We start from the raw sequence: 25,142 nt of genomic DNA on the forward strand, positions 1-25,142 counted from the left end.
AGAGGTATCTATGAGTCAATCTTCCCTCCCGGAGAAGGCTAACCGCTCGGTCATTACCGACTGGCGGCCTGAAGATCCTGAATTCTGGCAACAGCGCGGCCACCATGTGGCGAGCCGCAATTTATGGATCTCCGTTCCCTGTCTGTTACTGGCGTTCTGCGTGTGGATGTTGTTCAGCGCCGTTGCCGTTAACCTCAACAAAGTGGGCTTTCAGTTTACGACCGATCAGCTGTTTATGCTGACCGCGCTGCCGGCGCTGTCAGGCGCTTTGTTGCGCGTGCCTTACGCTTTCATGGTACCGCTGTTCGGCGGCCGCCGCTGGACGGCGTTCAGTACCGGGATCATGATTGTGCCGTGCGTGTGGCTGGGCTTTGCGGTCCAGGATACCTCCACGCCGTTTAGCGTCTTCGTGATCATCTCTCTGCTGTGCGGCTTCGCCGGGGCCAACTTCGCCTCCAGTATGGCCAATATCAGCTTCTTCTTCCCGAAAGCGAAGCAGGGCGGGGCGCTGGGCGTCAACGGCGGCCTTGGTAATATGGGCGTCAGCGTGATGCAGCTGGTCGCGCCGCTGGTGGTGTCGGTCTCGGTGTTTGCCATTTTTGGCGGGACCGGCAGCGAGCAGCCGGACGGCTCAATGCTGTATCTGGAAAACGCCGCGTGGATCTGGGTACCTTTCCTGATTATTTTCACCCTGGCGGCGTGGTTCTTTATGAACGACCTGTCCGCTTCTAAAGCCTCGCTGAGCGAACAGCTGCCGGTGCTCAAACGCCTGCACCTGTGGATCATGGCGCTGCTCTATCTGGCGACCTTCGGCTCCTTTATCGGTTTCTCCGCCGGTTTCGCCATGCTGTCAAAGACCCAGTTCCCGGACGTGCAGATCCTGCACTACGCCTTCTTCGGTCCGTTTATTGGCGCGCTGGCGCGTTCGATGGGCGGGGCGATCTCCGACCGTCTCGGCGGTACCCGCGTGACGCTGGTCAACTTTGTGGTGATGGCTGTCTTCTGTGCGCTGCTGTTCCTGACCCTGCCGACCAACGGCCAGGGCGGTAACTTCATCGCCTTCTTCGCGGTGTTTATGGTGCTGTTCCTGACCGCCGGGCTGGGGAGCGCTTCCACCTTCCAGATGATCTCCGTGATCTTCCGTAAGCTGACCATGGACCGGGTGAAGGCCCAGGGCGGCAGCGAAGCCCAGGCGATGCGCGAGGCGGCGACCGATACCGCGGCGGCGCTGGGCTTTATCTCCGCTATTGGCGCCATCGGCGGCTTCTTTATTCCGAAGGCGTTCGGTATCTCGCTGGATCTGACCGGCTCGCCGGCCGGCGCGATGAAAGTCTTCCTGATCTTCTATATCGCCTGCGTGATCATCACCTGGGCGGTATACGGCCGTAAGCGTCAGTAATTCGCTATCGTCGATGTTGCTTCGTAAAGGCGTACTCCCGGAGGAGGCGCCTTTTTTTACCGGCCTATTTAGTTACAACATACTAAGGGGTGATTGTATGCGTATTGGCCACTGAGCCGGGAAGGGACGGCTTGCCAGCGTCACTGCTCTACCCCTTAATACCTCCCTGGTGAACAATTCCGCGCCTGGCGACCCATTTTTCGATAAAAACCATTAAAAAACATTAAGTTAAAAAATTTAACTTCCTACCACCTTGGTGGTAAATGCCAATTTCCGCCGCGATAACAAGCCAGTCCGTATTGATCGCTATCAATTCCCGTCCGCTTTCATAGCGTTACCTTCGCTGCAAATCCAGCAATGTCGATTTATCAGAGAGCCGTCAGGCTCCATATCAGGAGAAACCCGATGAGTAAATTCCTGGACCGGTTTCGCTACTTCAAACAGAAGGGTGAAACCTTTGCCGATGGGCACGGCCAGCTTCTAAACACCAACCGGGACTGGGAGGATGGATACCGTCAACGTTGGCAGCATGACAAAATTGTGCGTTCCACTCACGGTGTCAACTGCACCGGTTCATGCAGCTGGAAGATTTATGTCAAAAACGGACTGGTGACCTGGGAAACCCAGCAAACGGACTATCCGCGCACCCGTCCGGACCTGCCAAACCACGAACCACGCGGCTGCCCGCGCGGCGCCAGCTACTCCTGGTATCTGTACAGCGCGAACCGCCTGAAATACCCGCTGATGCGCAAACGCCTGATGAAGATGTGGCGGGAAGCGAAGGTCCAGCATAGCGATCCGGTTGAGGCATGGGCCTCGATTATCGAAGACGCCGACAAAGCGAAAAGCTTCAAGCAGGCTCGCGGTCGCGGCGGGTTTGTCCGCTCCTCCTGGCAGGAAGTGAATGAGCTGATTGCCGCCTCCAACGTCTATACCGTGAAAACTTACGGTCCGGATCGCGTGGCCGGCTTCTCGCCGATCCCGGCGATGTCGATGGTCTCCTACGCCTCCGGCGCTCGTTACCTGTCGCTGATCGGCGGTACCTGCCTGAGCTTCTACGACTGGTACTGCGACCTGCCGCCGGCCTCGCCGATGACCTGGGGCGAGCAGACCGACGTGCCGGAATCCGCCGACTGGTACAACTCCAGCTATATCATCGCCTGGGGCTCCAACGTGCCGCAGACCCGTACCCCGGATGCGCACTTCTTTACCGAAGTTCGCTATAAAGGGACCAAAACTGTCGCCATCACCCCGGACTACGCCGAAATCGCCAAGCTCTGCGATCTGTGGCTGGCGCCGAAGCAGGGTACCGATGCCGCGATGGCGCTGGCGATGGGCCACGTGATGCTGCGTGAGTTCCATCTTGATAAACCGAGCCAGTACTTCACCGATTACGTGCGTCGCTACACCGACATGCCGATGCTGGTGATGCTTGAGGAGCGCGACGGCTATTACGCCGCCGGCCGCACGCTGCGCGCGTCCGACCTCGTGGATTCCCTTGGTCAGGAGAAGAATCCGGAATGGAAAACCGTCGCCTTTGATGAGAAGGGCGATCTGACCGTGCCGAACGGTTCCCTCGGATTCCGCTGGGGCGACAAAGGCAAATGGAACCTCGAACAGCGCGACGGTAAAACCGGCGAAGAGATTGAGCTGCGTCTGAGCCTGCTGGGCAGCCATGACGAGGTCGCGGACGTCGGCTTCCCGTACTTCGGCGGCGAAGGTTCTGAACACTTCAACAAAGTCGCGCTGGAAAACATTCTGCTGCACAAACTGCCGGTTAAACGCCTGCAGCTGGCTGACGGCTCCACCGCCATGGTGACCACCGTGTACGACCTGACCATGGCCAACTATGGCCTGGAGCGCGGTCTGAACGATGACAACTGCGCCGCCAGTTATGATGAAGTGAAAGCCTACACCCCGGCCTGGGCGGAGAAAATTACCGGCGTCTCCCGCGCGCATATTATCCGTACCGCCCGCGAGTTTGCCGATAACGCCGATAAAACCCATGGTCGGTCGATGATTATCGTCGGGGCGGGTCTCAACCACTGGTTCCACCTCGACATGAACTACCGCGGTCTGATCAACATGCTGATCTTCTGCGGTTGCGTCGGCCAGAGCGGCGGCGGTTGGGCGCACTATGTGGGCCAGGAAAAACTGCGTCCGCAGACCGGCTGGCAGCCGCTGGCGTTCGCCCTTGACTGGCAACGTCCGGCACGTCATATGAACAGCACCTCGTACTTCTATAACCACTCCAGCCAGTGGCGCTATGAAAGCGTGACCGCGCAGGAGCTGCTCTCGCCGATGGCGGATAAATCCCGCTACAGCGGCCATCTGATCGACTTCAACGTCCGCGCCGAGCGGATGGGCTGGCTGCCGTCGGCGCCGCAGCTGGGCGTAAACCCGCTGCGCATCGCCGATGAGGCGAAAAAAGCGGGCATGACGCCGGTGGATTACACCGTCAAATCTCTGAAGGAGGGATCGATTCGCTTTGCGGCAGAGCAGCCGGAAAACGGAAAAAACCATCCGCGTAACCTGTTTATCTGGCGTTCCAACCTGCTGGGCTCCTCCGGTAAAGGCCATGAGTACATGCTCAAGTACCTGTTGGGTACGGAGAACGGCATTCAGGGTAAAGACCTTGGCAAGCAGGGCGGCGTGAAGCCGGAAGAAGTCGAATGGCGCGATAACGGCCTCGACGGCAAACTGGACCTGGTGGTGACCCTCGACTTCCGTCTGTCGAGCACCTGTCTCTACTCCGACATCGTGCTGCCGACCGCCACCTGGTACGAAAAAGACGACATGAATACCTCGGATATGCATCCGTTTATTCATCCGCTGTCAGCGGCCGTTGACCCGGCCTGGGAATCGAAGAGTGACTGGGATATCTACAAAGGTATCGCGAAGAAATTCTCTGAAGTGTGCGTGGGCCACCTCGGTAAAGAAACCGACGTCGTTACGCTGCCGATCCAGCATGATTCCGCCGCGGAAATGGCGCAGCCGCTGGACGTCAAAGACTGGAAGAAGGGCGAATGTGACCTGATTCCGGGGAAAACCGCCCCGCATATTATTCCGGTCGAGCGTGATTACCCGGCGACTTATGAGCGCTTCACCTCCATTGGCCCGCTGCTGGAAACCATCGGCAACGGCGGGAAAGGCATCGCCTGGAATACCCAGAGCGAAATGGACCTGCTGCGTAAGCTCAACTACACCAAGGCCGAAGGCCCGGCGAAAGGTCAGCCGAAGCTGGAAACGGCCATCGACGCCGCGGAGATGATCCTCACCCTGGCGCCGGAAACGAACGGTCAGGTGGCGGTGAAGGCGTGGAAAGCGCTGAGCGAAATCACCGGCCGCGAACACGCGCACCTGGCGCTGAACAAAGAAGACGAGAAGATCCGTTTCCGCGATATTCAGGCGCAGCCGCGGAAAATCATCTCCAGCCCGACCTGGTCCGGGCTGGAAGACGAACACGTCTCCTATAACGCCGGATACACCAACGTTCACGAGCTGATCCCATGGCGTACCCTGTCCGGTCGTCAGTCGCTGTATCAGGATCACCAGTGGATGCGCGACTTTGGCGAGAGCCTGCTGGTTTATCGTCCGCCGATTGACACCCGCTCGGTGAAAGCGGTGATGGGCGAGAAGTCCAACGGCAACCCGGAGAAGGCGCTGAACTTCCTGACGCCGCACCAGAAATGGGGTATCCACTCGACCTACAGCGATAACCTGCTGATGCTGACCCTGTCACGCGGCGGTCCGATCGTCTGGATGAGCGAGGCGGATGCGAAAGATCTGGGTATCGAAGATAACGACTGGATCGAAGTGTTCAACGCCAACGGCGCCCTGACGGCGCGCGCGGTGGTGAGCCAGCGCGTGCCGGCCGGGATGACCATGATGTACCACGCGCAGGAACGCATCGTGAACCTGCCTGGCTCTGAAGTCACCGGCCAGCGCGGCGGGATCCATAACTCGGTTACCCGTATTACGCCGAAACCGACCCATATGATCGGCGGCTATGGCCATCTGGCCTATGGCTTTAACTACTACGGCACCGTCGGCTCCAACCGCGATGAGTTTGTGGTGGTACGTAAGATGAAGAACATTAACTGGTTAGACGGCGAAGGCAATGACCAGGTACAGGAGAGCGTAAAATGAAAATTCGTTCACAAGTCGGCATGGTGCTGAATCTCGATAAATGCATCGGCTGCCACACCTGCTCGGTAACCTGTAAAAACGTCTGGACCAGCCGGGAAGGGATGGAGTACGCCTGGTTCAATAACGTGGAGAGTAAGCCTGGCGTTGGTTTTCCGAACGACTGGGAAAACCAGGAGAAATGGAAGGGCGGCTGGATCCGCAAAATCAACGGCAAGCTGCAGCCGCGTATGGGCAACCGCGCGATGCTGTTAGGTAAAATCTTCGCGAACCCGCATCTGCCGGGCATCGATGATTACTACGAGCCGTTCGATTACGACTACCAGAACCTGCATAACGCCCCGGAGAGTAAACACCAGCCGATCGCCCGTCCGCGATCGCTGATCACCGGCCAGCGGATGGACAAGATCACCAGCGGTCCGAACTGGGAAGAGATCCTCGGCGGCGAGTTTGAAAAGCGCGCCAAAGACCAGAACTTCGACAACATGCAGAAGGCGATGTACGGCCAGTTCGAGAACACCTTCATGATGTATCTGCCGCGCCTGTGCGAGCACTGCCTGAATCCGGCGTGCGTCGCAACCTGCCCGAGCGGCGCCATCTATAAGCGTGAAGAAGACGGCATCGTACTGATCGACCAGGACAAGTGCCGCGGCTGGCGGATGTGCATCACCGGCTGCCCGTACAAGAAGATCTACTTCAACTGGAAGAGCGGGAAATCTGAGAAGTGCATCTTCTGCTACCCGCGTATTGAATCCGGAATGCCGACGGTATGCTCCGAAACCTGCGTGGGCCGAATCCGCTACCTCGGCGTCCTGCTGTATGACGCGGACGCGATCGAAAATGCCGCCAGCACCGAGAACGAGAAAGATCTCTATCAGCGTCAACTGGACGTGTTCCTCGATCCGAACGACCCGAAAGTGATTGAGCAGGCGCTGAAAGATGGCGTACCGCAGGGCGTGATTGAAGCCGCGCAGCAGTCGCCGGTCTGGAAAATGGCGATGGACTGGAAGCTGGCCCTGCCGCTGCACCCGGAATATCGCACCCTGCCGATGGTTTGGTACGTGCCGCCGCTGTCGCCGATTCAGTCCGCCGCCGATGCCGGCGAACTGGGCAGCAACGGGATTCTGCCGGACGTGGAAAGCCTGCGTATTCCGGTGCAGTATCTGGCCAATCTGCTGACCGCCGGCGATACCCAACCGGTCCTGTTGGCCCTGAAGCGGATGCTGGCGATGCGTCACTATAAGCGGGCGGAAACCGTTGACGGTGTTGTCGATACCCGCGCGCTGGAAGAGGTGGGCTTAAGCGAAGCGCAGGCTCAGGAGATGTACCGCTACCTGGCGATCGCCAACTACGAAGATCGTTTCGTGGTGCCGAGCAGCCATCGTGAACAGGCGCGGGAAGCGTTTCCGGAGAAAAATGGCTGCGGCTTTAGCTTTGGCGACGGCTGCCACGGCTCTGACAGCCAGTTCAACCTGTTCAACAGCCGTCGCATCGACGCCATCGACGTGACCAGCAAAACGGAGCCGCACGCATGATTGAACTTGTGATTGTGTCGCGTTTGCTCGAATACCCTGACGCTGCCTTATGGCAGCATCAGCAGGAGATGTTCGAGGCGCTCGCGTCATCGGAGAAACTCAGCAAAGAAGATGCTCACGCGCTGGGCGTTTTTCTGCGCGATCTGCTGGCTCAGGATCCGCTGGATGCCCAGGCGGCCTACAGCGAACTGTTTGACCGCGGACGGGCCACCTCGCTGCTGCTGTTTGAACACGTGCACGGCGAATCCCGCGATCGCGGGCAGGCGATGGTTGACCTGATGGCGCAGTATGAGCGCCACGGTCTGCTGCTCGATAGCCATGAGCTGCCGGATCATCTGCCGCTGTATCTGGAGTATCTGGCGCAGCTGCCGGAAGAGGAAGCGCTTGGCGGCCTGCGGGACGTCGCGCCGATCCTCGGCCTGCTCAGCGCGCGCCTGCAGCAGCGCGAGAGCCGCTATGCGGTGCTGTTCGAGCTGCTGCTGAAGCTGGCCAACACTCAGGTCGACAGCCAGAAAGTGGCGGAGAAGATTGCCGACGAAGCCCGCGACGATACGCCGCAGGCGCTGGACGCAGTCTGGGAAGAAGAACAGGTTAAATTCTTTGCCGACCAGGGCTGCGGCGAGTCGGAGATTTCCGCTCACCAGCGTCGTTTTGCCGGAGCCGTGGCCCCGCAATATCTGAATATCTCTAACGGAGGACAGCAATAATGCACTTCCTGAATATGTTCTTCTTTGACATTTATCCGTACATTGCGGGCTCGGTGTTTCTGATCGGCAGCTGGCTGCGCTATGACTACGGTCAGTACACCTGGCGCGCGGCCTCCAGCCAGATGCTGGACCGTAAAGGGATGAATCTGGCGTCGAACCTGTTTCATATCGGCATCCTCGGCATTTTCGCCGGCCACTTCCTCGGCATGCTGACGCCGCACTGGATGTATGAATCCTTCCTGCCGATCGACGTCAAGCAGAAGATGGCGATGATCGCCGGCGGCGCCTGCGGCGTGATGACCCTGGTGGGCGGTTTACTGCTGCTCAAGCGTCGTCTGCTCAGCCCGCGCGTTCGCGCCACCACCACCGGCGCGGATATTCTGATCCTCTCCCTGCTGATGGTGCAGTGTGCGTTGGGCCTGCTGACGATCCCGTTCTCAGCCCAGCATATGGACGGCAGCGAAATGATGAAGCTGGTCGGCTGGGCGCAGTCGGTGGTCACCTTCCACGGCGGTGCGTCGCAGCACCTGGATGGCGTGGCGTTTATCTTCCGCGTCCACCTGGTGCTGGGTATGACCCTGTTCCTGCTGTTCCCGTTCTCCCGTCTGGTTCATATCTGGAGCGCGCCGGTAGAGTACCTGACGCGCAAATACCAGATTGTTCGCGCCCGTCGCTAACTGGCCCGCGACTGCTGACTGACCCCGCTCTGGCGGGGTTTTTTTTCGCCCCAGCCGAGGTTATTCCCCGCGGCGGCAAACAGAATCAGCATCCCGCCGCACCACTGCACAGGGGTTAACGCATGGTGGAAGACCAGATAGTCGACCCCCATCGCCACCAGTGGATAAATAAAGGAGAGTGAACCGGTAATGGGCGTTGGCAGCTTCTGTATCGCGCTATATAAAAGCTGATACATGATCCCGGTATGGACGACGCCGAGGATCAGCAGATAGCGCCAGGGAAAGCTGGCAGAAAACTCGGGCATTTGCACCAGCGGCAGCAGCATCACGACGCCGACCAGCACCTGAATAAAGGCGATATGCTGAGCAGGGAGCGGATGCAGTTTGCGGGCGATAATGGCGGTCAGAGCATAGAAAAATGCTGCGCCTAATGCCAGCAAAACGCCGGTCGCGAGACTATCGCCGTGCGCCGGGGCAAGCTCGCTTGACAGCAGGATCACCACGCCGCCGAAGGCCAGCAGTAACCATCCCCATTTTACGGCGCTGACTCGCTCCCCTAGCACCATGCCCATCAGTACCAGCATAAACGGCTGGGTGTTGTAGACCACCGTGGCCATGCCAATTGAAATACGCGAGTAGGCGGCAAAAAGCAGCAGCCAGTTGATGACCAGCGCAATGCCGCCAAGCACCGCGAGGGCGAGGGTGCAGCGCGTGAGACGACTGAAGGGTTGGCGGCTGAGAACGATAAACAGCAGCAGGGTGAGCGCGCCAATCAGGCAGCACCAGAACACCACATCAATTACCGGCAAACCAGAGAGCAGCACGAACGCGCCGATCGAGCCAGAAATTATCATCGCCAGGCTCATTTGCCAGACGCCGCGGGTAAGTTGCATATTTCACCTCCAGTAGTTTTCCATTATTGTGCGAAAAATCCTGACAGCCTGACATGGCTGAATTAAGGTAAGCAGGGGGAAATTCCTTTCATAATTAGGTGAAAACCATGAATGACTTACTTGATGAAATTGACCGGGCGATCCTCGCTTGCCTGACTCAGGACGCCAGAGTCTCGTTGAAGGTATTGAGCGCGCGGGTGGGGCTGACCTCGCCGAGCACCGCCGAGCGGGTGAAGCGCCTGGAGGAGCGGGGGGTGATCCAGGGCTATGGGGCGCGGGTGAATCTTGCCGCGCTGGGCTACAGCCTGCAGGCGCTGGTGCGGGTACGGCCGCTGCCTGGTCTGCTGCAGAAGGTGGATAAATATATCCAGGCGATGCCGGAGTGCATCGAAAGTGACAAAGTGACCGGAGAGGATTGTTTCGTGATGCGACTGGTGGTGCGTGATATTGCCCAACTGGATACGCTGCTTGACGGCCTGGCCGAATTTGCTCAGTGCAATACCTCGGTGGTGAAAAGTTCGCCGGTGAAGAGACGACTGCCCCCGCTGTGAGTTTCCCGGAGGCGGCGCGGCGCACCAGTCCGGGCTGCCGGTCGGCACAGGCAACGTTCTCTCGCTACGCTCGAGTCGAACCTTAGTCGACGCTTCTCATCCTTCCCCGTGGGGCAGAATATAGAGTATCGCAAGTGAAGTAAGTTGGGTAATACATGAAGAGATGGTGGTGGGGGAAGGATTCGAACCTTCGAAGTCGATGACGGCAGATTTACAGTCTGCTCCCTTTGGCCGCTCGGGAACCCCACCAGGGGTAAAATCAAATTGTAGGCTATTCAGCAAAGTGAATGGTGGTGGGGGAAGGATAACTCGTCGCTATCGCTCCTCGCCCTTCGGGCCGTTGCCTGCGGCAACGTTCTCTCGCTGGCGCTTGAGTCGAACCTTAGTCGAAGGTTCTTACCCTTCCCGCTAAGTGCAAACATCGTTTACGCCTGCCGGGGAAACCCTATCACTGTAGTGAATAATGGTGGTGGGGGAAGGATTCGAACCTTCGAAGTCGATGACGGCAGATTTACAGTCTGCTCCCTTTGGCCGCTCGGGAACCCCACCACGGGGTAATGCTTAGTACTGGCCTGCTTCCTTCTCGGGAAGCGGGGCGCATCATACCAAATGATGCGCCCCTGTAAAGCATTCCTTTGACAAAAATAAACTGGTTGCCTGATTTTTACCCGTAACGCCGGAAAGCTAACCAATTCATTTCTCAGTCGATTAAAGAATAATCGTCCGGTTACCGTAGACGAAGACGCGCTGCGCCAGGACCTGATACAGCGCCCGGCTCAATACGTTTTTTTCGACATCGCGCCCGGCACGCATCATATCTTCTGCGGTATAAGTATGATCGACGTGAATGACGTCCTGCATAATGATGGGACCTTCGTCCAGGTTATCATTCACGTAGTGGGCGGTGGCGCCGATGATCTTCACGCCGCGCTCATAGGCCTGATGATACGGACGCGCGCCGATAAACGCCGGCAGGAACGAGTGGTGAATATTAATGATCTTGTTCGGGAAACGAGCGACAAATTCCGGCGTAAGAACGCGCATATACTTGGCCAGCACCACGTAATCCGGTTCATGGGCGGCAATCGCGTCGCCCATCTGCTTGTCGTGCTCTTCGCGGCTCAGCCCTTCATGGCTGACCAGTTCAAACGGGATGCCAAAACGTTCCACCAGCGGGCGCAGGGTGTCATGGTTGCCAATAACCGCGGCAATGTCGACATCCAGCCCGCCGTAGTTGGCTTTCATCAGCAGATCGCCGAGGCAGTGCGCCTCTTTCGTCACCAGAATCACTACCCGGCGGCGGCCTGCCGGATTGAGTTCACGAATCGAGCCTTCCGGCAGGGCGCTGTCCAGATCGGCCAGCAGAATAGCGTCGTTGAAGATGCCTTCCAGTTCGGTGCGCATAAAGAAACGACCGGTACGGTGGTCAACAAATTCGTTGTTCTGCACAATGTTAAGTTCGTGCTTGTAGCAGATATTGGTGATACGCGCGATGAGGCCTTTCTGATCAGGGCAAATAGTGCGTAGTACTTTACGTTGTAATGAATGCATCGCGAGGAAAATCCTGTAGTGTTTGCAAGCGCTGCGGTAGCGTTACTGGCCGCAGCATTTTTTAAATTTTTTACCTGAACCGCAAGGGCAGGGGTCGTTACGGCCAATCAGCGGCCGTGTCCCGTCGATATAGTACCACTGTCCATTTTCTTTTAAGAATCTGGAACGTTCAATAATGGCGCCCGGGCGGTTATTGTCATTAAAGCGGGCGATAAAGCTGACAAAGCCTTCATTGGCGGCTCGTCCATCATCGCTGGCGAACAGGGTTAAGCCCAGCCATTCGGTGTGGGCAAAGCCTTTCTCCAGTTCGGCGCGAAACTGCTGCGCCTGACAGGACGGATGCCAGGTTTTGATCAGATAGTCGGCATCTTTCATGACGAACGCGCTGTAACGGGAGCGCATAAGCTGTGACGGGCCTGGCGCAAGCTCAGCGCCGGACAGATATCGCTGGCAACATGAGCTATACTCCAGTGCGCTGCCACAGGGGCATAATTGCGACAAAACTGCCTCCATGGAAGAAAGAGTAACGGCGCTTCTACGCCAAAGGGCTTTATGTTAACTGAGCCGTGACAATGTTGCCACGCTCAGAGTGGAAGGATAGTTATCAGTACTAATGAGAAAGCTTAAAATTGGTCTGGCGTTAGGTGCGGGCGCCGCCCGCGGATGGTCGCACATTGGCGTCATCAACGCCCTCCAGCAGGCCGGCATTGAGATTGATATCGTGGCCGGTTGCTCTATCGGTTCGCTGGTAGGGGCGGCGTATGCCTGTAACCGACTCCCGGCCCTTGAGTCCTGGGTCTGCTCTTTCAGTAACTGGGACGTTTTGAAACTGATGGACCTCTCCTGGCGCCGCGGTGGACTACTGCGGGGTGAAAAGGTGTTCAATCATTATCGCCGCATCATGCCCGTGACCGATATCGAACACTGCGAGCGGCGATTTGCCGCCGTCGCGACAAATTTAAGCACTGGCCGGGAGCTGTGGTTTACCGAAGGCGATCTGCACTTAGCGATTCGAGCCTCCTGCAGTATGCCGGGGTTAATGTCGCCGGTCAGGCATAACGGTTACTGGCTGGTCGATGGCGCGGTGGTCAATCCGGTTCCCGTATCGCTTACGCGGGCAATGGGGGCGGATATCGTGATTGCCGTGGATTTGCAACATGATGCCCACCTTATGCAGCAGGATTTATTCTCCCTCGAAACGCCGCGGCGGGAAGCCGAAGCGAAGGAGGGGCCATGGCATACTCGTCTGCGCGCACGCTTGACGCAAATGAGTTCCCGCCGTACGGCCGTGACGCCGACGGCGATGGAGATCATGACCACCTCTATCCAGGTCCTGGAGAACCGTCTTAAACGCAATCGTATGGCGGGTGACCCGCCGGATATCCTGTTGCAACCGTACTGTCCGCAAGTCTCGACGCTTGATTTCCATCGCGCCGGCGAGGCGATTACCGCAGGGCAGTTGGCGGTAGAAAAGAAAATGGATGAATTATTACCCTTAGTGCGTACCGCGATTTAACGCACGAGTACCTGACTTAAGCAAATTCTGACAGGCGATAGTGAGAATAGCGTGCCACTATTGAATTATCGTCAGCCAGGGGAGATATCATGACGCAGCCATTGGCGGGAAAACAGATTCTGATAGTTGAAGACGAACCCGTTTTCCGCTCACTCTTGCATGGATGGCTGACCTCGCTGGGAGCAACAACCTTCCAGGCGGAAGATGGCAAGGATGCCCTGCATAAAATGACGGAGGTGCATCCGGACCTGATGATTTGCGACATTTCGATGCCGAGAATGAACGGTCTGGAGCTGGTGGAAACGTTGCGTAATCGCGGCGAGCAGCTACCGATCCTGATGATTTCCGCTACCGAAAACATGGCCGATATAGCCAAAGCGTTGCGGCTTGGCGTTCAGGACGTGTTGTTAAAGCCAGTAAAAGATTTCGATCGCCTGCGCGAAACCGTTTATGCCTGCCTCTATCCTGCGATGTTCAGTTCACGGGTGGAAGAGGAAGAGCGATTATTTGAGGACTGGGACGCGCTGGTCAGTAATCCCACTGCGGCTTCACGATTACTGCAGGAATTACAGCCGCCGGTGCAACAGGAAATGTCGCACTGCCGCATTCATTATCGCCAGCTGGTGTCGGCGGATAAACCCGGTCTGGTACTTGATATCGCGCCGCTCTCAGACAATGATTTGGCCTTCTATTGTCTGGATGTCACACGGGCAGGAGATAATGGCGTCCTGGCCGCTTTATTATTGCGCGCGTTGTTCAATGGCTTGCTACAGGAGCAGCTGGCGCATCAGGGACAGCGGCTACCAGAAATGGGGAGTCTGCTAAAACAGGTGAATCAGCTCCTGCGTCAGGCAAACCTTCCCGGCCAGTTTCCTTTGTTAGTGGGGTATTACCACAGCGGACTGAAAAATTTAATTCTGGTGTCGGCGGGACTTAATGGCACGCTGAATACCGGTGAGCATCAAATTCAGATTAGCAATGGCGTTCCTTTGGGCACCCTGGGTGATGCTTACCTTAATCAAATTAGTCAACGCTGTACCTCATGGCAGTGCCAAATTTGGGGGGCGGGAGGCCGTTTACGCTTAATGTTGTCTGCGGAGTGAGCAATTGCGTTTATATCTAAGCAGACGGGATTACCCGTTGTCCTTTAGCGGTGGTAACATCGAGCAGTTTTATGCGTAAAAGTCCTAATTCGAGGCTATCGGAAGCTTTTCAGACCAGTGAATACGCGGTTGACTGATATACTCGACACGTTATTTGTAACGAGAAGTTTAAAAAACAAACAGTCCAGGAGATTTCAATGGCTGCCCTTAATTCTAAAGTCAGAAAAGCGGTTATCCCGGTTGCGGGATTAGGCACCAGGATGCTGCCGGCCACCAAAGCGATTCCAAAAGAAATGCTGCCGCTGGTAGATAAGCCGTTAATTCAGTACGTTGTTAATGAATGTATCGCTGCAGGAATTACTGAAATTGTTCTGGTAACGCACTCGTCCAAAAACTCTATCGAAAACCATTTCGATACCAGTTTTGAGCTGGAAGCGATGCTGGAAAAACGTGTGAAACGCCAGCTGCTGGAAGAAGTACAGTCTATTTGTCCGCCGCACGTAACCATTATGCAAGTTCGTCAGGGCCTGGCAAAAGGTCTGGGACACGCGGTGCTTTGCGCCCATCCGGTGGTGGGTGATGAGCCGGTCGCAGTTATTCTGCCAGACGTTATTCTGGATGAATATGAATCCGATCTGAGCCGCGATAACCTCGCAGAGATGATCTCTCGTTTCGATGAGACCGGCGCCAGCCAGATTATGGTTGAGCCTGTCGACGACGTGACCGCTTACGGTGTCGTTGACTGCAAAGGTGAATCTCTCAAGCCGGGAGAAAGCGTGCCGATGGTAGGCGTGGTCGAGAAGCCAAAAGCTGACGTCGCCCCGTCCAACCTGGCGGTGGTGGGGCGCTATGTCCTCAGCGCCGATATCTGGCCGCTGCTGGCGAAGACTCCTCCGGGTGCCGGTGATGAAATTCAGCTGACTGACGCGATTGATATGCTGATCGAAAAAGAGACGGTCGAAGCTTATCATATGAAAGGCAAGAGCCATGACTGCGGTAATAAGCTTGGCTACATGCAGGCGTTCGTCGAATATGGTATTCGCCACAAAACGCTGGGTGACGATTTTAAAGCCTGGCTGGAAACCGCGGTTGCTAAGTAATCTGCAGCGCTGCTGAAAGCACAAAACCGGGAGTCGCAGATGCGCTCCCGGTTTTTTATATCGGCCCCTGGGGGCAAAAAAAATCCCGCCGCAGCGGGATTTTTTATATCGTAACAACGGAGATTAGATCAGGAAATCGTCCAGTGATTTACCTTGCTCATCCATTGCTTTTTTGATCACCGCCGGGGTACGGCCCTGGCCGGTCCAAGTTTTGGTTTCGCCGTTTTCGTCGACATAGCTGTATTTAGCCGGACGTGCAGCACGCTTGGTTTTGGTACCGGCTTTAACGGCTGCCATGGTGCTCAGCAGTTCATTCGGATCAATACCGTCAGCGATCAGCATTTCACGATATTGCTGCAGCTTACGCGTACGCTCTTCAATTTCTGCCGCGGCGGCGTTTTCTTCTTCACGGCGCTCGTTAACAACGACTTCTAATTTTTCCAGCATTTCTTCGAGCGTTTCCAGGGTGCATTCTCTTGCCTGCGCACGAAGAGTACGGATGTTGTTCAAAATTTTAAGTGCTTCGCTCATTGTAGTAATCTCAAACTTATATTGTGGGGTGGTTTGTTGAACTAATAATAGAGCGATAAAATGCGTTGTGCAATAGGGGGGAATGTAAGGAATTCAAAATTACTGGTTATTTGTCGCGAGAATTAATTAATTTAAGTTAAAATTCCCGTGCCGCTTCACATCTTTCATCCTTATAGCGATGAGCAGAAGGTAAGCTAAAACACTGAGACGGTATGCTTTTTCTGAGGTTCGGTGAGAAAAATTATCCTTTACATGGGTAAATAACCCTTGTCAGTATTAGCGCATTTTTGGTTATGAGGCTTAATATAAAACAACGCGCGGCGCCGCTTATAGCCCCATAGGTAACCGCCCTATAAGCACGAAAAGACAATGGTTACCCCGCCAGTAGCGTAGCGGGGCGTACAAATAATGGCCCTGAAAATTCAATTCATCCTCTTAATCCTTTGGCTTTGCAGGCTCTTCAGCTGCGATACAATACCCCTGCCGAATGGGCGGCTGTACGCATAAAATATGGTACAATCGCCGCCGCGATAAAACACTTTGATTGGGGTCACGCAGCCGATGGCACAACTTTATTTCTACTACTCTGCAATGAATGCAGGTAAGTCGACCGCTCTGTTGCAATCTTCGTACAATTATCAGGAGCGGGGGATGCGTACCGTCGTTTATACCGCTGAGATTGATGACCGCTTTGGCGCCGGAAAAGTCAGCTCGCGTATCGGTCTCTCCTCGCCGGCCCGATTGTATAACCCACAGACGTCGCTATTTAACGATATTGCCGCAGAGCACAAGCTAAAGCCGATTCACTGCGTGCTGGTGGATGAAAGCCAGTTTCTGACGCGCGAGCAGGTTCACGAGCTGTCTGAAGTTGTCGATACGCTGGATATTCCTGTGCTTTGCTATGGTTTGCGGACAGACTTTCGCGGTGAGCTCTTTACCGGCAGCCAGTATTTACTGGCCTGGTCAGATAAGCTGGTGGAGCTGAAAACCATCTGTTTCTGCGGCCGGAAGGCCAGTATGGTGCTGCGCCTCGATCAGGAGGGGCGTCCTTACAACGAGGGCGAGCAGGTCGTCATCGGCGGCAATGAGCGGTACGTGTCAGTTTGTCGTAAGCATTATAAAGAGGCGCTGAGCGTCGGCTCGTTAACTCAGGTACAAAACCAGCACCGCCCCAGCTAATACGCGCAGAAGCTCGTCCAGGCGCCTGTGGGCGCCTTTTTATTGCCTGCGCTCCGTTGGGCCAGCAGGCGTTAAAGCTTGGCTGTCGGCGGGCAAAAAAAAGCCCCGTCAGATGACGGGGCTTGCAGAACGTTTATGCTTGTCGATTAAGCGGATTTTTTCGCTTTTTTCTCAGCTTTCACCGGAGCTGCTTCGGCTTTCGCGGCTGCTTCGCCTTCGACGAACTCGCGACCGTAGTAGGTATCCAGCAGGATCTGTTTCAGCTCGGAGATCAGCGGGTAGCGCGGGTTAGCGCCGGTGCACTGGTCATCGAATGCATCTTCAGACAGCTTATCAACGTGGGCCAGGAAGTCAGCTTCCTGAACGCCAGCTTCGCGGATAGATTTCGGAATACCCAGCTCAGCTTTCACGCTTTCCAGCCATGCCAGCAGCTTCTCGATTTTCGCTGCGGTACGGTCGCCCGGTGCGGAGAGACCCAGGTGATCGGCGATTTCAGCGTAGCGACGACGAGCCTGCGGACGGTCGTACTGGCTGAACGCGGTCTGCTTGGTCGGGTTGTCATTCGCGTTGTAGCGGATAACGTTGCAGATCAGCAGGGCGTTGGCCAGACCGTGCGGAATATGGAACTGGGAACCCAGTTTGTGCGCCATGGAGTGACACACGCCGAGGAAGGCGTTAGCAAACGCGATACCGGCGATGGTGGCGGCACTGTGTACGCGCTCGCGGGCAACCGGGTTCTTGGAACCTTCGTGGTAGGAAGCCGGCAGGTACTCTTTCAGCAGTTTCAGCGCCTGCAGAGCCTGGCCGTCAGAGAACTCAGAAGCCAGCACGGAAACGTAAGCTTCCAGGGCGTGGGTCACGGCATCCAGACCACCGAACGCACACAGCGATTTCGGCATATCCATCACCAGGTTGGCATCGACGATGGCCATATCCGGGGTCAGCGCGTAGTCCGCCAGCGGATATTTCTGACCTGTCGCATCATCGGTCACAACGGCGAACGGCGTAACTTCAGAACCGGTACCGGAGGTGGTAGTGATCGCCACCATCTTGGCTTTAACGCCCATTTTCGGGAACTTGTAGATACGTTTACGGATGTCCATAAAGCGCAGCGCCAGTTCTTCGAAGTGGGTTTCCGGATGTTCGTACATGACCCACATGATTTTTGCCGCATCCATCGGGGAACCGCCGCCCAGCGCGATGATCACGTCTGGTTTAAAGGAGTTCGCCAGGTCGGCGCCTTTACGTACGATGGTCAGCGTCGGGTCAGCTTCAACTTCGAAGAAGACTTCAGTTTCAACACCCGCTGCTTTCAGTACGGAGGTGATCTGATCGGCATAGCCGTTGTTGAACAGGAAGCGGTCAGTCACGATCAGCGCGCGTTTGTGACCATCAGTAATCACTTCATCCAGTGCGATAGGCAGGGAGCCACGACGGAAGTAGATAGATTTCGGAAGTTTGTGCCACAACATGTTTTCAGCTCGCTTAGCAACGGTTTTCTTGTTGATCAGGTGTTTCGGACCAACGTTTTCAGAGATGGAGTTACCACCCCAGGAACCACAACCCAGAGTCAGGGAAGGAGCGAGTTTGAAGTTGTACAGGTCACCGATACCACCCTGAGAAGCCGGGGTGTTGATCAGGATACGCGCAGTTTTCATCATCTGGCCGAAGTAAGCCACGCGAGCCGGCTGGTTATCCTGGTCGGTGTACAGGCAAGAGGTATGACCGATACCGCCCATGGCGACCAGTTTTTCAGCTTTGGTCACGGCGTCTTCGAAATCTTTCGCACGGTACATCGCCAGCGTCGGAGACAGTTTTTCGTGAGCAAACGGCTCGCTTTCGTCAACGTCGGTGACTTCGCCAATCAGAATTTTAGTCGTGGCCGGTACGGTGAAGCCTGCCAGTTCAGCGATTTTCGCCGCAGGCTGACCAACGATAGCGGCGTTCAGCGCGCCATTTTTCAGGATAATGTCCTGAACGGCTTTCAGCTCTTTACCCTGCAGCAGGTAGCCGCCGTGGCTGGCGAAACGTTCGCGAACCGCGTCATAAACGGAATCAACCACCACAACGGACTGCTCAGAAGCACAGATAACGCCGTTATCGAAGGTTTTAGACATCAGAACGGAAGCAACGGCGCGTTTGATGTCAGCCGTTTCATCAATCACCACCGGGGTGTTACCGGCACCTACGCCGATAGCAGGTTTACCGGAGCTGTATGCTGCTTTCACCATGCCTGGACCACCGGTCGCAAGGATCAGGTTGATGTCCGGGTGGTGCATCAGGGCGTTAGACAGTTCAACAGACGGCTGATCGATCCAGCCAATCAGGTCTTTCGGCGCGCCGGCAGCAATGGCAGCCTGCAGGACGATGTCAGCCGCTTTGTTGGTGGCTTCTTTAGCACGCGGGTGCGGAGAGAAAATGATGGCGTTACGCGTCTTCAGGCTGATGAGCGATTTGAAGATGGCTGTTGAAGTCGGGTTAGTGGTCGGTACGATACCGCAGATGATGCCGATAGGTTCAGCGATAGTGATGGTACCAAAGGTGTCGTCTTCTGACAGGACGCCACAGGTTTTTTCGTCTTTATAAGCGTTGTAAATGTATTCGGAAGCGAAGTGGTTTTTGATCACTTTGTCTTCAACGATGCCCATGCCGGATTCGGCAACGGCCATTTTGGCGAGAGGGATTCGAGCATCTGCAGCGGCCAGCGCGGCGGCGCGGAAGATTTTGTCGACTTGTTCTTGAGTGAAACTGGCATATTCACGCTGGGCTTTCTTGACACGCTCAACAAGCGCGTTCAGTTCAGCGATATTAGTAACAGCCATAATGCTCTCCTGATAATGTTAAACTTTTTTAGTAAATCAGTCGCTCGATTCGACATTATAGACAGGCTGTAAACAGCTTGCATGTAAATGTTTATGTAGGAAAATCAGGACGCTGTTTTACCGATTTACTAAAAAAGCTTTCTCTTTTTAACTTTCAGGTACTGCTGCCTTCCACTCTGTTGGTGTCATCAAGATTACTCACTTCTGAGTACAAATTACGTGATTTAGATCAAGTATTGGCACTGCTGATACCTTTCAGCTGGCTGCTTTTTGACCGGTTCGATCAAGTGTAATGGGAGGGTTTTGAAATTAAAAAAACTATTAGCATTAAAACTACAAATAGCTAACATTCGATACATATCACCGGGTTATGCATATTTATAATGAATATTGCATGCAAAAAGCGTATGTTTCGCGCAGTTATTTTATGCTGTTAACAGTCAACCGCCAATTTTGATGATGCTGCGGAGCCCATTGTGACTCAATCACTGTTCGATTTTTCTGCATATTTCAAGTTTTTCATCGGCTTATTTGCCCTGGTTAACCCGGTGGGCATTATTCCGGTGTTCATTAGTATGACCAGCTACCAGCCGGCAGCAGTGCGCAATAAGACCAACCTGACCGCCAACCTGTCGGTGGCGATCATCCTCCTGACGTCACTGTTTCTCGGCGATGGCATTCTGCAGATTTTTGGTATCTCCATTGATTCCTTCCGTATCGCCGGCGGCATCCTGGTGGTGACCATTGCGATGTCGATGATCAGCGGTAAGCTCGGCGAAGATAAGCAGAACAAGCAGGAGAAGTCGGAGACGGCGGTGAGGGAGAGCATCGGCGTCGTTCCTCTCGCGCTACCGTTAATGGCCGGACCGGGGGCAATCAGTTCCACTATCGTATGGGGTACGCGGTATCACTCCTGGGTGCATCTCGTCGGTTTTTCACTGGCGATTGCGGTCTTTGCCCTCTGCTGCTGGGGGATTTTCCGCATGGCGCCATGGCTGGTGCGTCTGCTGGGGCAGACAGGGATTAACGTTATCACCCGTATTATGGGCCTGCTGCTGATGGCTCTCGGCATTGAGTTTATTGTGACGGGGATTAAAGCGCTCTTCCCGGGGCTGCTGAGTTAGTTCGTTGCCACGCAGGCGGGGAGGCTCCCTTCACGCCTGCGCGATTATTAGCAAAACCTATTAACCAGCGCGGAACCGGCGGTAGGAATACGATTTTGCGATATCGCTATTAATTTCATGTTTTTCATTAAGATATGAAATATTTCTCTTAACATTCCCCTCACGTCTCTCCCTCCTGTGATGTTATTTTCTTCACATCATTCTCTGGCGCTTGCTGTCGGATCATCGAAATGATATTAGTAATTTTAACAAGGCTGCAGATGAATGTGCTAAAAAGTAATCTATTGTTAAATTTTTGTACAAAAAATCATCTCGCGGTCGCTGCGCAGTATGATGACTGATGGAAATTTAGTAAATATATGATTGATAAAAACATTTTTCTGTCGGCATATTGTGGCAACCGCTAGTGACGCTGGCAAAGCCGGCAATAAAAGAGAATCCGGTAACATATTTGCAAATTGCATTGGCGGAGGTGTGTACCTTTTGGTACTTTCCGCCGTTATCGTCTGCTGAATTATGCGTGTAAATGAGAATCATTTTTAATCGTCTCATTGCGCCTGAACTGCCCTCCAGCGAGGGGGAACGAATCGACGTTAAGACTGCCGTTCGAGCGGTCGTAATAAATAAGTCGGTGATAGCAATCTGCCAATCGCAAACACTCCTGCGTTGGACAGATCCCGAAAACGGGAAAAAAAACAGGCTGGTTAAAAAACCAGTAATTATAATGACTGGAGTTACAACACAATGACCATCATCACTAAAAAACGTTTGATCGCCGCAGGAGTGCTATCCGCGCTCATGGCTGGCAATATGGCTATGGCAGCGGATGTCCCGGCCGGTGTGCAGCTTTCGGATAAGCAAACGCTGGTGCGAAATAGCGGCGCCGAGCCGCAATCGCTGGACCCGAATAAAATTGAAGGGGTGCCCGAGGCGAATATTAGCCGCGACCTGTTCGAAGGCTTGCTGAATACCTCGCCGAAAGATGGCCACCCGATCCCTGGTGTGGCAGAGAGCTGGGATAATAAAGATTTCAAAGTCTGGACCTTCCATCTGCGTAAAGATGCGAAATGGTCTAACGGCGAGCCGGTTACCGCCCAGGATTTCGTTTATAGCTGGCAGCGTCTGGTAGACCCGAAAACAGCGTCTCCTTATGCCAGCTACCCGCAGTATGGTCATATCCTCAACGTTGATGAAATCATTGACGGCAAGAAAGCCCCAGGCGAGCTGGGCGTAAAAGCCATTGACGACCATACGCTGGAAGTCACCCTCAGCGAGCCGGTACCCTATTTTTACAAACTGCTGGTTAACCCGGCGATGTCTCCTGTCTATAAACCAGCGATTGAAAAGTTTGGCGAGAAGTGGACGCAGCCTGGCAATATCGTCACCAACGGCGCCTACACCCTGAAAGACTGGGTGGTCAACGAACGTATCGTGATGGAGCGCAACCCGCATTACTGGGATAATGCCAAAACCGTTATCAACACCGTCACCTGGCTGCCGACCTCTTCTGAAGTGACCTATGTTAACCGTTATCGCAGCGGTGAACTGGATATGACCTATAACCAGCTGCCGATCGAGCTCTTCCAGAAACTGAAAAAAGAGATCCCGAACGAGCTGCACGTTGACCCGTATCTGTGTACTTATTACTACGAAATTAACAACCAGAAAGCGCCGTTCACCGACGTGCGCGTGCGTACCGCGCTGAAGCTGGGTCTGGATCGCGATATCATTGCCAATAAGGTGAAAGGACAGGGCGATCTGCCGGCCTACGGCTACACCCCGCCGTATACCGATGGCGCGAAGCTGACCGAGCCGGAATGGTTTACCTGGTCGCAGGAAAAACGGAATGAAGAAGCGAAAAAACTGCTGGCCGAAGCCGGCTATAGCGCCGATAAACCGTTGACCTTCAACCTGCTGTATAACACCTCTGATTTGCACAAGAAGCTGGCGATTGCCGCCGCCTCGCTGTGGCGTAAAAACCTGGGCATTGACGTGAAGCTGGTCAACCAGGAGTGGAAGACGTTCCTCGATACCCGTCATCAGGGCACCTATGACGTGGCGCGTGCGGGCTGGTGCGCTGACTATAACGAGCCAACCTCTTTCCTGAACACCATGCTTTCTGACAGCTCAATGAACACTGCGCACTATAAGAGCCCGGCGTTCGACAAAATTATGGCTGAATCCGTAAAAGCATCCGATGAAGCACAGCGCACGGCGGCCTATGCGAAAGCAGAGCAGCAGCTGGATAAAGACAGCGCGATCGTACCGGTCTATTACTATGTTAACGCCCGCCTGGTGAAACCGTGGGTCGGTGGCTACACCGGTAAAGACCCGATGGATAACGTCTATACAAAAGACCTTTACGTTATCAAACATTAATGGCAATACGTGGAGCGGGCCTGTGCTCGCTCCATCGTGTCTTATTTGAGAGCAGTGCAAAGGCACACGCCAGAAGGTACGGGCAATGTTAAAATTTATCTTACGTCGCTGTCTGGAAGCGATTCCGACGCTATTTATTCTTATCACCATCTCATTCTTCATGATGCGTTTGGCTCCGGGAAGTCCTTTTACCGGGGAACGCACGCTACCGCCGGAAGTCATGGCGAATATTGAAGCAAAATACCATTTAAACGACCCCATCATGACGCAGTACTTCAATTACCTGAAGCAGCTGGCGCATGGCGATTTTGGTCCCTCCTTTAAATACAAAGATTATTCGGTCAACGATCTGGTGGCGGCCAGCTTCCCGGTTTCAGCGAAACTGGGCTTCGCCGCCTTTTTGCTGGCGGTTGTGATCGGTGTCGCTGCGGGCGTTATTGCCGCTTTGAAGCAGAATACCCGCTGGGACTATGCGGTGATGGGGGTAGCCATGACCGGCGTGGTTATTCCGAGCTTTGTGGTGGCGCCTCTGCTGGTGATGATCTTTGCCATTACCCTGCACTGGTTGCCGGGCGGAGGCTGGAACGGCGGGGCGCTGAAATTTATGATCCTGCCGATGGTGGCGCTTTCCCTGGCCTATATCGCCAGTATCGCGCGTATTACCCGCGGCTCAATGATTGAAGTGCTGCACTCTAACTTTATCCGCACCGCGCGGGCGAAGGGGCTGCCGATGCGCCGCATTATTTTGCGTCATGCGCTGAAGCCGGCGCTGCTGCCGGTGCTCTCCTATATGGGGCCGGCTTTCGTGGGCATCATTACGGGCTCAATGGTCATTGAAACCATTTACGGCCTGCCGGGGATTGGCCAGCTGTTCGTTAACGGGGCGCTTAACCGCGACTACTCGCTGGTGCTCAGCCTGACGATCCTGGTTGGCGCCCTGACTATCCTGTTCAACGCCATCGTTGACGTGCTGTACGCCGTTATCGATCCGAAGATTCGCTACTGAAGCCGGAGTTCGCCATGATGTTAAGTAAGAAAAATAGCGAGGCGCTGGAAAACTTCAGTGAGAAGCTGGAAGTGGAGGGGCGTAGCCTCTGGCAGGATGCGCGTCGCCGCTTTATGCACAACCGCGCCGCGGTCACCAGCCTGATTATGCTGGTGCTTATTGCGCTGTTCGTGACCTTCGCGCCGATGGTGTCGTCATTCTCCTATTTCGACACCGACTGGGGCATGATGTCTAACGCCCCGGACATGGCCTCTGGCCACTACTTCGGGACCGACTCCTCCGGTCGCGATCTGCTGGTGCGCGTGGCGATCGGCGGGCGTATTTCGCTGATGGTCGGGGTGGCGGCGGCGCTGGTGGCGGTGATCCTCGGCACGCTGTACGGTTCGCTTTCCGGTTATCTCGGCGGCAAAGTGGATTCGGTGATGATGCGTCTGCTGGAGATCCTCAACTCCTTCCCGTTTATGTTCTTCGTTATCCTGCTGGTGACCTTTTTTGGCCAGAATATCCTGTTGATTTTTGTCGCTATCGGCATGGTCTCCTGGCTGGATATGGCGCGTATCGTTCGCGGACAGACCTTGAGCCTGAAGCGCAAAGAGTTTATTGAAGCGGCGCAGGTCGGCGGGGTCTCCACAGCGAGCATCGTGCTGCGCCATATCGTTCCTAATGTGCTGGGCGTGGTGGTGGTGTACGCCTCGCTGCTGGTCCCCAGCATGATCCTCTTTGAATCCTTCCTCAGCTTCCTGGGGTTGGGGACGCAGGAGCCGCTCAGCAGCTGGGGGGCATTGCTCAGCGATGGCGCCAACTCAATGGAAGTCTCGCCCTGGCTGCTGCTGTTCCCGGCGGGTTTCCTGGTGGTGACCCTGTTCTGTTTCAACTTTATCGGCGATGGTCTGCGTGATGCCCTCGACCCGAAAGACCGCTAA

The 25,142-nt window shown here is 55.1% G+C and carries 21 protein-coding genes, 2 tRNA genes and 1 other RNA gene; 15 read left to right on the forward strand and 9 right to left on the reverse strand.

The window, feature by feature from the left end:
* The first annotated feature begins 10 nt into the window (after positions 1-10).
* The 5 genes from ACOI7Z_RS21330 (at position 11) to narI (ending at position 8,464) form a co-directional block, all read left to right on the forward strand.
* The gene (locus ACOI7Z_RS21330) at positions 11-1,399 is read left to right on the forward strand and encodes a NarK family nitrate/nitrite MFS transporter (RefSeq protein ID WP_023290135.1); all 1,389 of its coding nucleotides are present in this window, start codon (positions 11-13) and stop codon (positions 1,397-1,399) included.
* 405 nt (positions 1,400-1,804) lie between these two features.
* Positions 1,805-5,548 (forward strand): nitrate reductase subunit alpha, encoded by a 3,744-nt coding sequence (locus ACOI7Z_RS21335; RefSeq protein WP_137916241.1) that lies wholly within the window; start codon positions 1,805-1,807, stop codon positions 5,546-5,548.
* Complete coding sequence (narH, locus tag ACOI7Z_RS21340; protein ID WP_023290133.1) at positions 5,545-7,080, forward strand: nitrate reductase subunit beta; 1,536 nt, start codon at positions 5,545-5,547, stop codon at positions 7,078-7,080. Before ACOI7Z_RS21335 ends, narH begins: the two co-directional genes overlap by 4 nt.
* Complete coding sequence (narJ, locus tag ACOI7Z_RS21345; protein ID WP_023318561.1) at positions 7,077-7,787, forward strand: nitrate reductase molybdenum cofactor assembly chaperone; 711 nt, start codon at positions 7,077-7,079, stop codon at positions 7,785-7,787. Before narH ends, narJ begins: the two co-directional genes overlap by 4 nt.
* Positions 7,787-8,464: a respiratory nitrate reductase subunit gamma gene (narI, locus tag ACOI7Z_RS21350; RefSeq protein WP_002910189.1), complete on the forward strand. Its 678-nt coding sequence runs from the start codon at positions 7,787-7,789 to the stop codon at positions 8,462-8,464. The genes narJ and narI overlap by 1 nt, the downstream gene beginning before the upstream one ends.
* Here the strand turns inward: narI and ACOI7Z_RS21355 are convergent.
* Positions 8,461-9,357 (reverse strand): DMT family transporter, encoded by an 897-nt coding sequence (locus ACOI7Z_RS21355; RefSeq protein WP_137916242.1) that lies wholly within the window; start codon positions 9,355-9,357, stop codon positions 8,461-8,463. The two genes, narI and ACOI7Z_RS21355, sit on opposite strands and share 4 nt — an antisense overlap.
* A 107-nt stretch (positions 9,358-9,464) precedes the next feature.
* On the opposite strand from ACOI7Z_RS21355, the gene ACOI7Z_RS21360 reads away from it, so the two are divergent.
* On the forward strand, positions 9,465-9,908 hold the full coding sequence (locus ACOI7Z_RS21360; protein WP_023290130.1) for an Lrp/AsnC family transcriptional regulator: 444 nt from the start codon (positions 9,465-9,467) through the stop codon (positions 9,906-9,908).
* A 164-nt stretch (positions 9,909-10,072) separates the two neighbouring features.
* Here ACOI7Z_RS21360 and ACOI7Z_RS21365 read toward each other — a convergent pair.
* From ACOI7Z_RS21365 to ACOI7Z_RS21385, 5 genes are all read right to left on the reverse strand, one after another.
* A tRNA-Tyr gene (locus ACOI7Z_RS21365) sits at positions 10,073-10,157 on the reverse strand.
* Between the two features lie 39 nt (positions 10,158-10,196).
* Positions 10,197-10,329, reverse strand: a non-coding RNA gene (locus tag ACOI7Z_RS21370) — RtT sRNA.
* A 43-nt stretch (positions 10,330-10,372) separates the two neighbouring features.
* A tRNA-Tyr gene (locus tag ACOI7Z_RS21375) sits at positions 10,373-10,457 on the reverse strand.
* 159 nt (positions 10,458-10,616) lie between these two features.
* Complete coding sequence (gene purU / locus ACOI7Z_RS21380; RefSeq protein WP_004203178.1) at positions 10,617-11,459, reverse strand: formyltetrahydrofolate deformylase; 843 nt, start codon at positions 11,457-11,459, stop codon at positions 10,617-10,619.
* A 42-nt stretch (positions 11,460-11,501) separates the two neighbouring features.
* Positions 11,502-11,960: a YchJ family protein gene (locus tag ACOI7Z_RS21385; protein ID WP_032428898.1), complete on the reverse strand. Its 459-nt coding sequence runs from the start codon at positions 11,958-11,960 to the stop codon at positions 11,502-11,504.
* Positions 11,961-12,072: 112 nt separating this feature from the next.
* Here ACOI7Z_RS21385 and rssA point away from each other — a divergent pair, with 112 nt between their 5' ends.
* From rssA to galU, 3 genes are all read left to right on the forward strand, one after another.
* Positions 12,073-12,975: a patatin-like phospholipase RssA gene (gene rssA, locus ACOI7Z_RS21390; protein ID WP_004203175.1), complete on the forward strand. Its 903-nt coding sequence runs from the start codon at positions 12,073-12,075 to the stop codon at positions 12,973-12,975.
* Positions 12,976-13,064: 89 nt separating this feature from the next.
* Positions 13,065-14,078 (forward strand): two-component system response regulator RssB, encoded by a 1,014-nt coding sequence (gene rssB, locus ACOI7Z_RS21395; RefSeq protein WP_032453277.1) that lies wholly within the window; start codon positions 13,065-13,067, stop codon positions 14,076-14,078.
* 197 nt (positions 14,079-14,275) lie between these two features.
* Entirely contained in the window at positions 14,276-15,178 is a 903-nt protein-coding gene (gene galU / locus ACOI7Z_RS21400) for a UTP--glucose-1-phosphate uridylyltransferase GalU (protein ID WP_023290127.1), read from the forward strand.
* Between the two features lie 123 nt (positions 15,179-15,301).
* Here the strand turns inward: galU and hns are convergent, their stop codons facing one another.
* Positions 15,302-15,709 (reverse strand): histone-like nucleoid-structuring protein H-NS, encoded by a 408-nt coding sequence (gene hns, locus ACOI7Z_RS21405; RefSeq protein WP_002910103.1) that lies wholly within the window; start codon positions 15,707-15,709, stop codon positions 15,302-15,304.
* Positions 15,710-16,131: 422 nt separating this feature from the next.
* The gene (locus ACOI7Z_RS21410; protein ID WP_032428897.1) at positions 16,132-16,263 is read right to left on the reverse strand and encodes a hypothetical protein; all 132 of its coding nucleotides are present in this window, start codon (positions 16,261-16,263) and stop codon (positions 16,132-16,134) included.
* Positions 16,264-16,270: 7 nt separating this feature from the next.
* Between ACOI7Z_RS21410 and tdk the strand changes: the two genes are divergently transcribed.
* A complete protein-coding gene (gene tdk, locus ACOI7Z_RS21415; RefSeq protein ID WP_032429180.1) occupies positions 16,271-16,888 on the forward strand; it encodes a thymidine kinase in 618 nt (205 codons plus the stop codon).
* A 146-nt stretch (positions 16,889-17,034) separates the two neighbouring features.
* Here the strand turns inward: tdk and adhE are convergent, their stop codons facing one another.
* Positions 17,035-19,710, reverse strand: a complete 2,676-nt coding sequence (gene adhE, locus ACOI7Z_RS21420; RefSeq protein WP_023290125.1) for a bifunctional acetaldehyde-CoA/alcohol dehydrogenase — start codon at positions 19,708-19,710, stop codon at positions 17,035-17,037.
* A gap of 77 nt (positions 19,711-19,787) precedes the next feature.
* Here adhE and ACOI7Z_RS21425 point away from each other — a divergent pair, with 77 nt between their 5' ends.
* From ACOI7Z_RS21425 to oppC, 5 genes are all read left to right on the forward strand, one after another.
* The gene (locus tag ACOI7Z_RS21425) at positions 19,788-20,003 is read left to right on the forward strand and encodes a hypothetical protein (protein WP_032428896.1); all 216 of its coding nucleotides are present in this window, start codon (positions 19,788-19,790) and stop codon (positions 20,001-20,003) included.
* Positions 20,004-20,186: 183 nt separating this feature from the next.
* Positions 20,187-20,834 carry a YchE family NAAT transporter gene (locus ACOI7Z_RS21430; protein ID WP_002910095.1) on the forward strand — a complete coding sequence of 216 codons (648 nt, stop codon included), beginning with the start codon at positions 20,187-20,189 and terminating at the stop codon, positions 20,832-20,834.
* A gap of 744 nt (positions 20,835-21,578) precedes the next feature.
* Positions 21,579-23,213, forward strand: a complete 1,635-nt coding sequence (gene oppA, locus ACOI7Z_RS21435) for an oligopeptide ABC transporter substrate-binding protein OppA (protein WP_023290124.1) — start codon at positions 21,579-21,581, stop codon at positions 23,211-23,213.
* 85 nt (positions 23,214-23,298) lie between these two features.
* Complete coding sequence (gene oppB / locus ACOI7Z_RS21440) at positions 23,299-24,219, forward strand: oligopeptide ABC transporter permease OppB (RefSeq protein WP_002910089.1); 921 nt, start codon at positions 23,299-23,301, stop codon at positions 24,217-24,219.
* Between the two features lie 14 nt (positions 24,220-24,233).
* Positions 24,234-25,142, forward strand: coding sequence for an oligopeptide ABC transporter permease OppC (gene oppC / locus ACOI7Z_RS21445; protein ID WP_004145396.1), 909 nt, complete (start codon positions 24,234-24,236; stop codon positions 25,140-25,142).

Source organism: Klebsiella sp. C283, from assembly GCF_048822555.1.
Lineage (GTDB): Bacteria > Pseudomonadota > Gammaproteobacteria > Enterobacterales > Enterobacteriaceae > Klebsiella > Klebsiella quasipneumoniae.

Excerpts from the sequence above, each read along its gene's own strand:
- galU (WP_023290127.1), top strand. The coding sequence starts at position 14,276 with ATGGCTGCCCTTAATTCTAAAGTCAGAAAAGCGGTTATCCCGGTTGCG.
- narJ (WP_023318561.1), top strand. The coding sequence starts at position 7,077 with ATGATTGAACTTGTGATTGTGTCGCGTTTGCTCGAATACCCTGACGCT.
- oppA (WP_023290124.1), top strand. The coding sequence starts at position 21,579 with ATGACCATCATCACTAAAAAACGTTTGATCGCCGCAGGAGTGCTATCC.
- ACOI7Z_RS21330 (WP_023290135.1), top strand. The coding sequence starts at position 11 with ATGAGTCAATCTTCCCTCCCGGAGAAGGCTAACCGCTCGGTCATTACC.
- adhE (WP_023290125.1), bottom strand. The coding sequence starts at position 19,710 with ATGGCTGTTACTAATATCGCTGAACTGAACGCGCTTGTTGAGCGTGTC.
- ACOI7Z_RS21360 (WP_023290130.1), top strand. The coding sequence starts at position 9,465 with ATGAATGACTTACTTGATGAAATTGACCGGGCGATCCTCGCTTGCCTG.
- ACOI7Z_RS21335 (WP_137916241.1), top strand. The coding sequence starts at position 1,805 with ATGAGTAAATTCCTGGACCGGTTTCGCTACTTCAAACAGAAGGGTGAA.
- oppB (WP_002910089.1), top strand. The coding sequence starts at position 23,299 with ATGTTAAAATTTATCTTACGTCGCTGTCTGGAAGCGATTCCGACGCTA.
- ACOI7Z_RS21355 (WP_137916242.1), bottom strand. The coding sequence starts at position 9,357 with ATGCAACTTACCCGCGGCGTCTGGCAAATGAGCCTGGCGATGATAATT.
- purU (WP_004203178.1), bottom strand. The coding sequence starts at position 11,459 with ATGCATTCATTACAACGTAAAGTACTACGCACTATTTGCCCTGATCAG.
- narI (WP_002910189.1), top strand. The coding sequence starts at position 7,787 with ATGCACTTCCTGAATATGTTCTTCTTTGACATTTATCCGTACATTGCG.
- hns (WP_002910103.1), bottom strand. The coding sequence starts at position 15,709 with ATGAGCGAAGCACTTAAAATTTTGAACAACATCCGTACTCTTCGTGCG.
- rssA (WP_004203175.1), top strand. The coding sequence starts at position 12,073 with ATGAGAAAGCTTAAAATTGGTCTGGCGTTAGGTGCGGGCGCCGCCCGC.
- narH (WP_023290133.1), top strand. The coding sequence starts at position 5,545 with ATGAAAATTCGTTCACAAGTCGGCATGGTGCTGAATCTCGATAAATGC.
- rssB (WP_032453277.1), top strand. The coding sequence starts at position 13,065 with ATGACGCAGCCATTGGCGGGAAAACAGATTCTGATAGTTGAAGACGAA.
- tdk (WP_032429180.1), top strand. The coding sequence starts at position 16,271 with ATGGCACAACTTTATTTCTACTACTCTGCAATGAATGCAGGTAAGTCG.
- oppC (WP_004145396.1), top strand. The coding sequence starts at position 24,234 with ATGATGTTAAGTAAGAAAAATAGCGAGGCGCTGGAAAACTTCAGTGAG.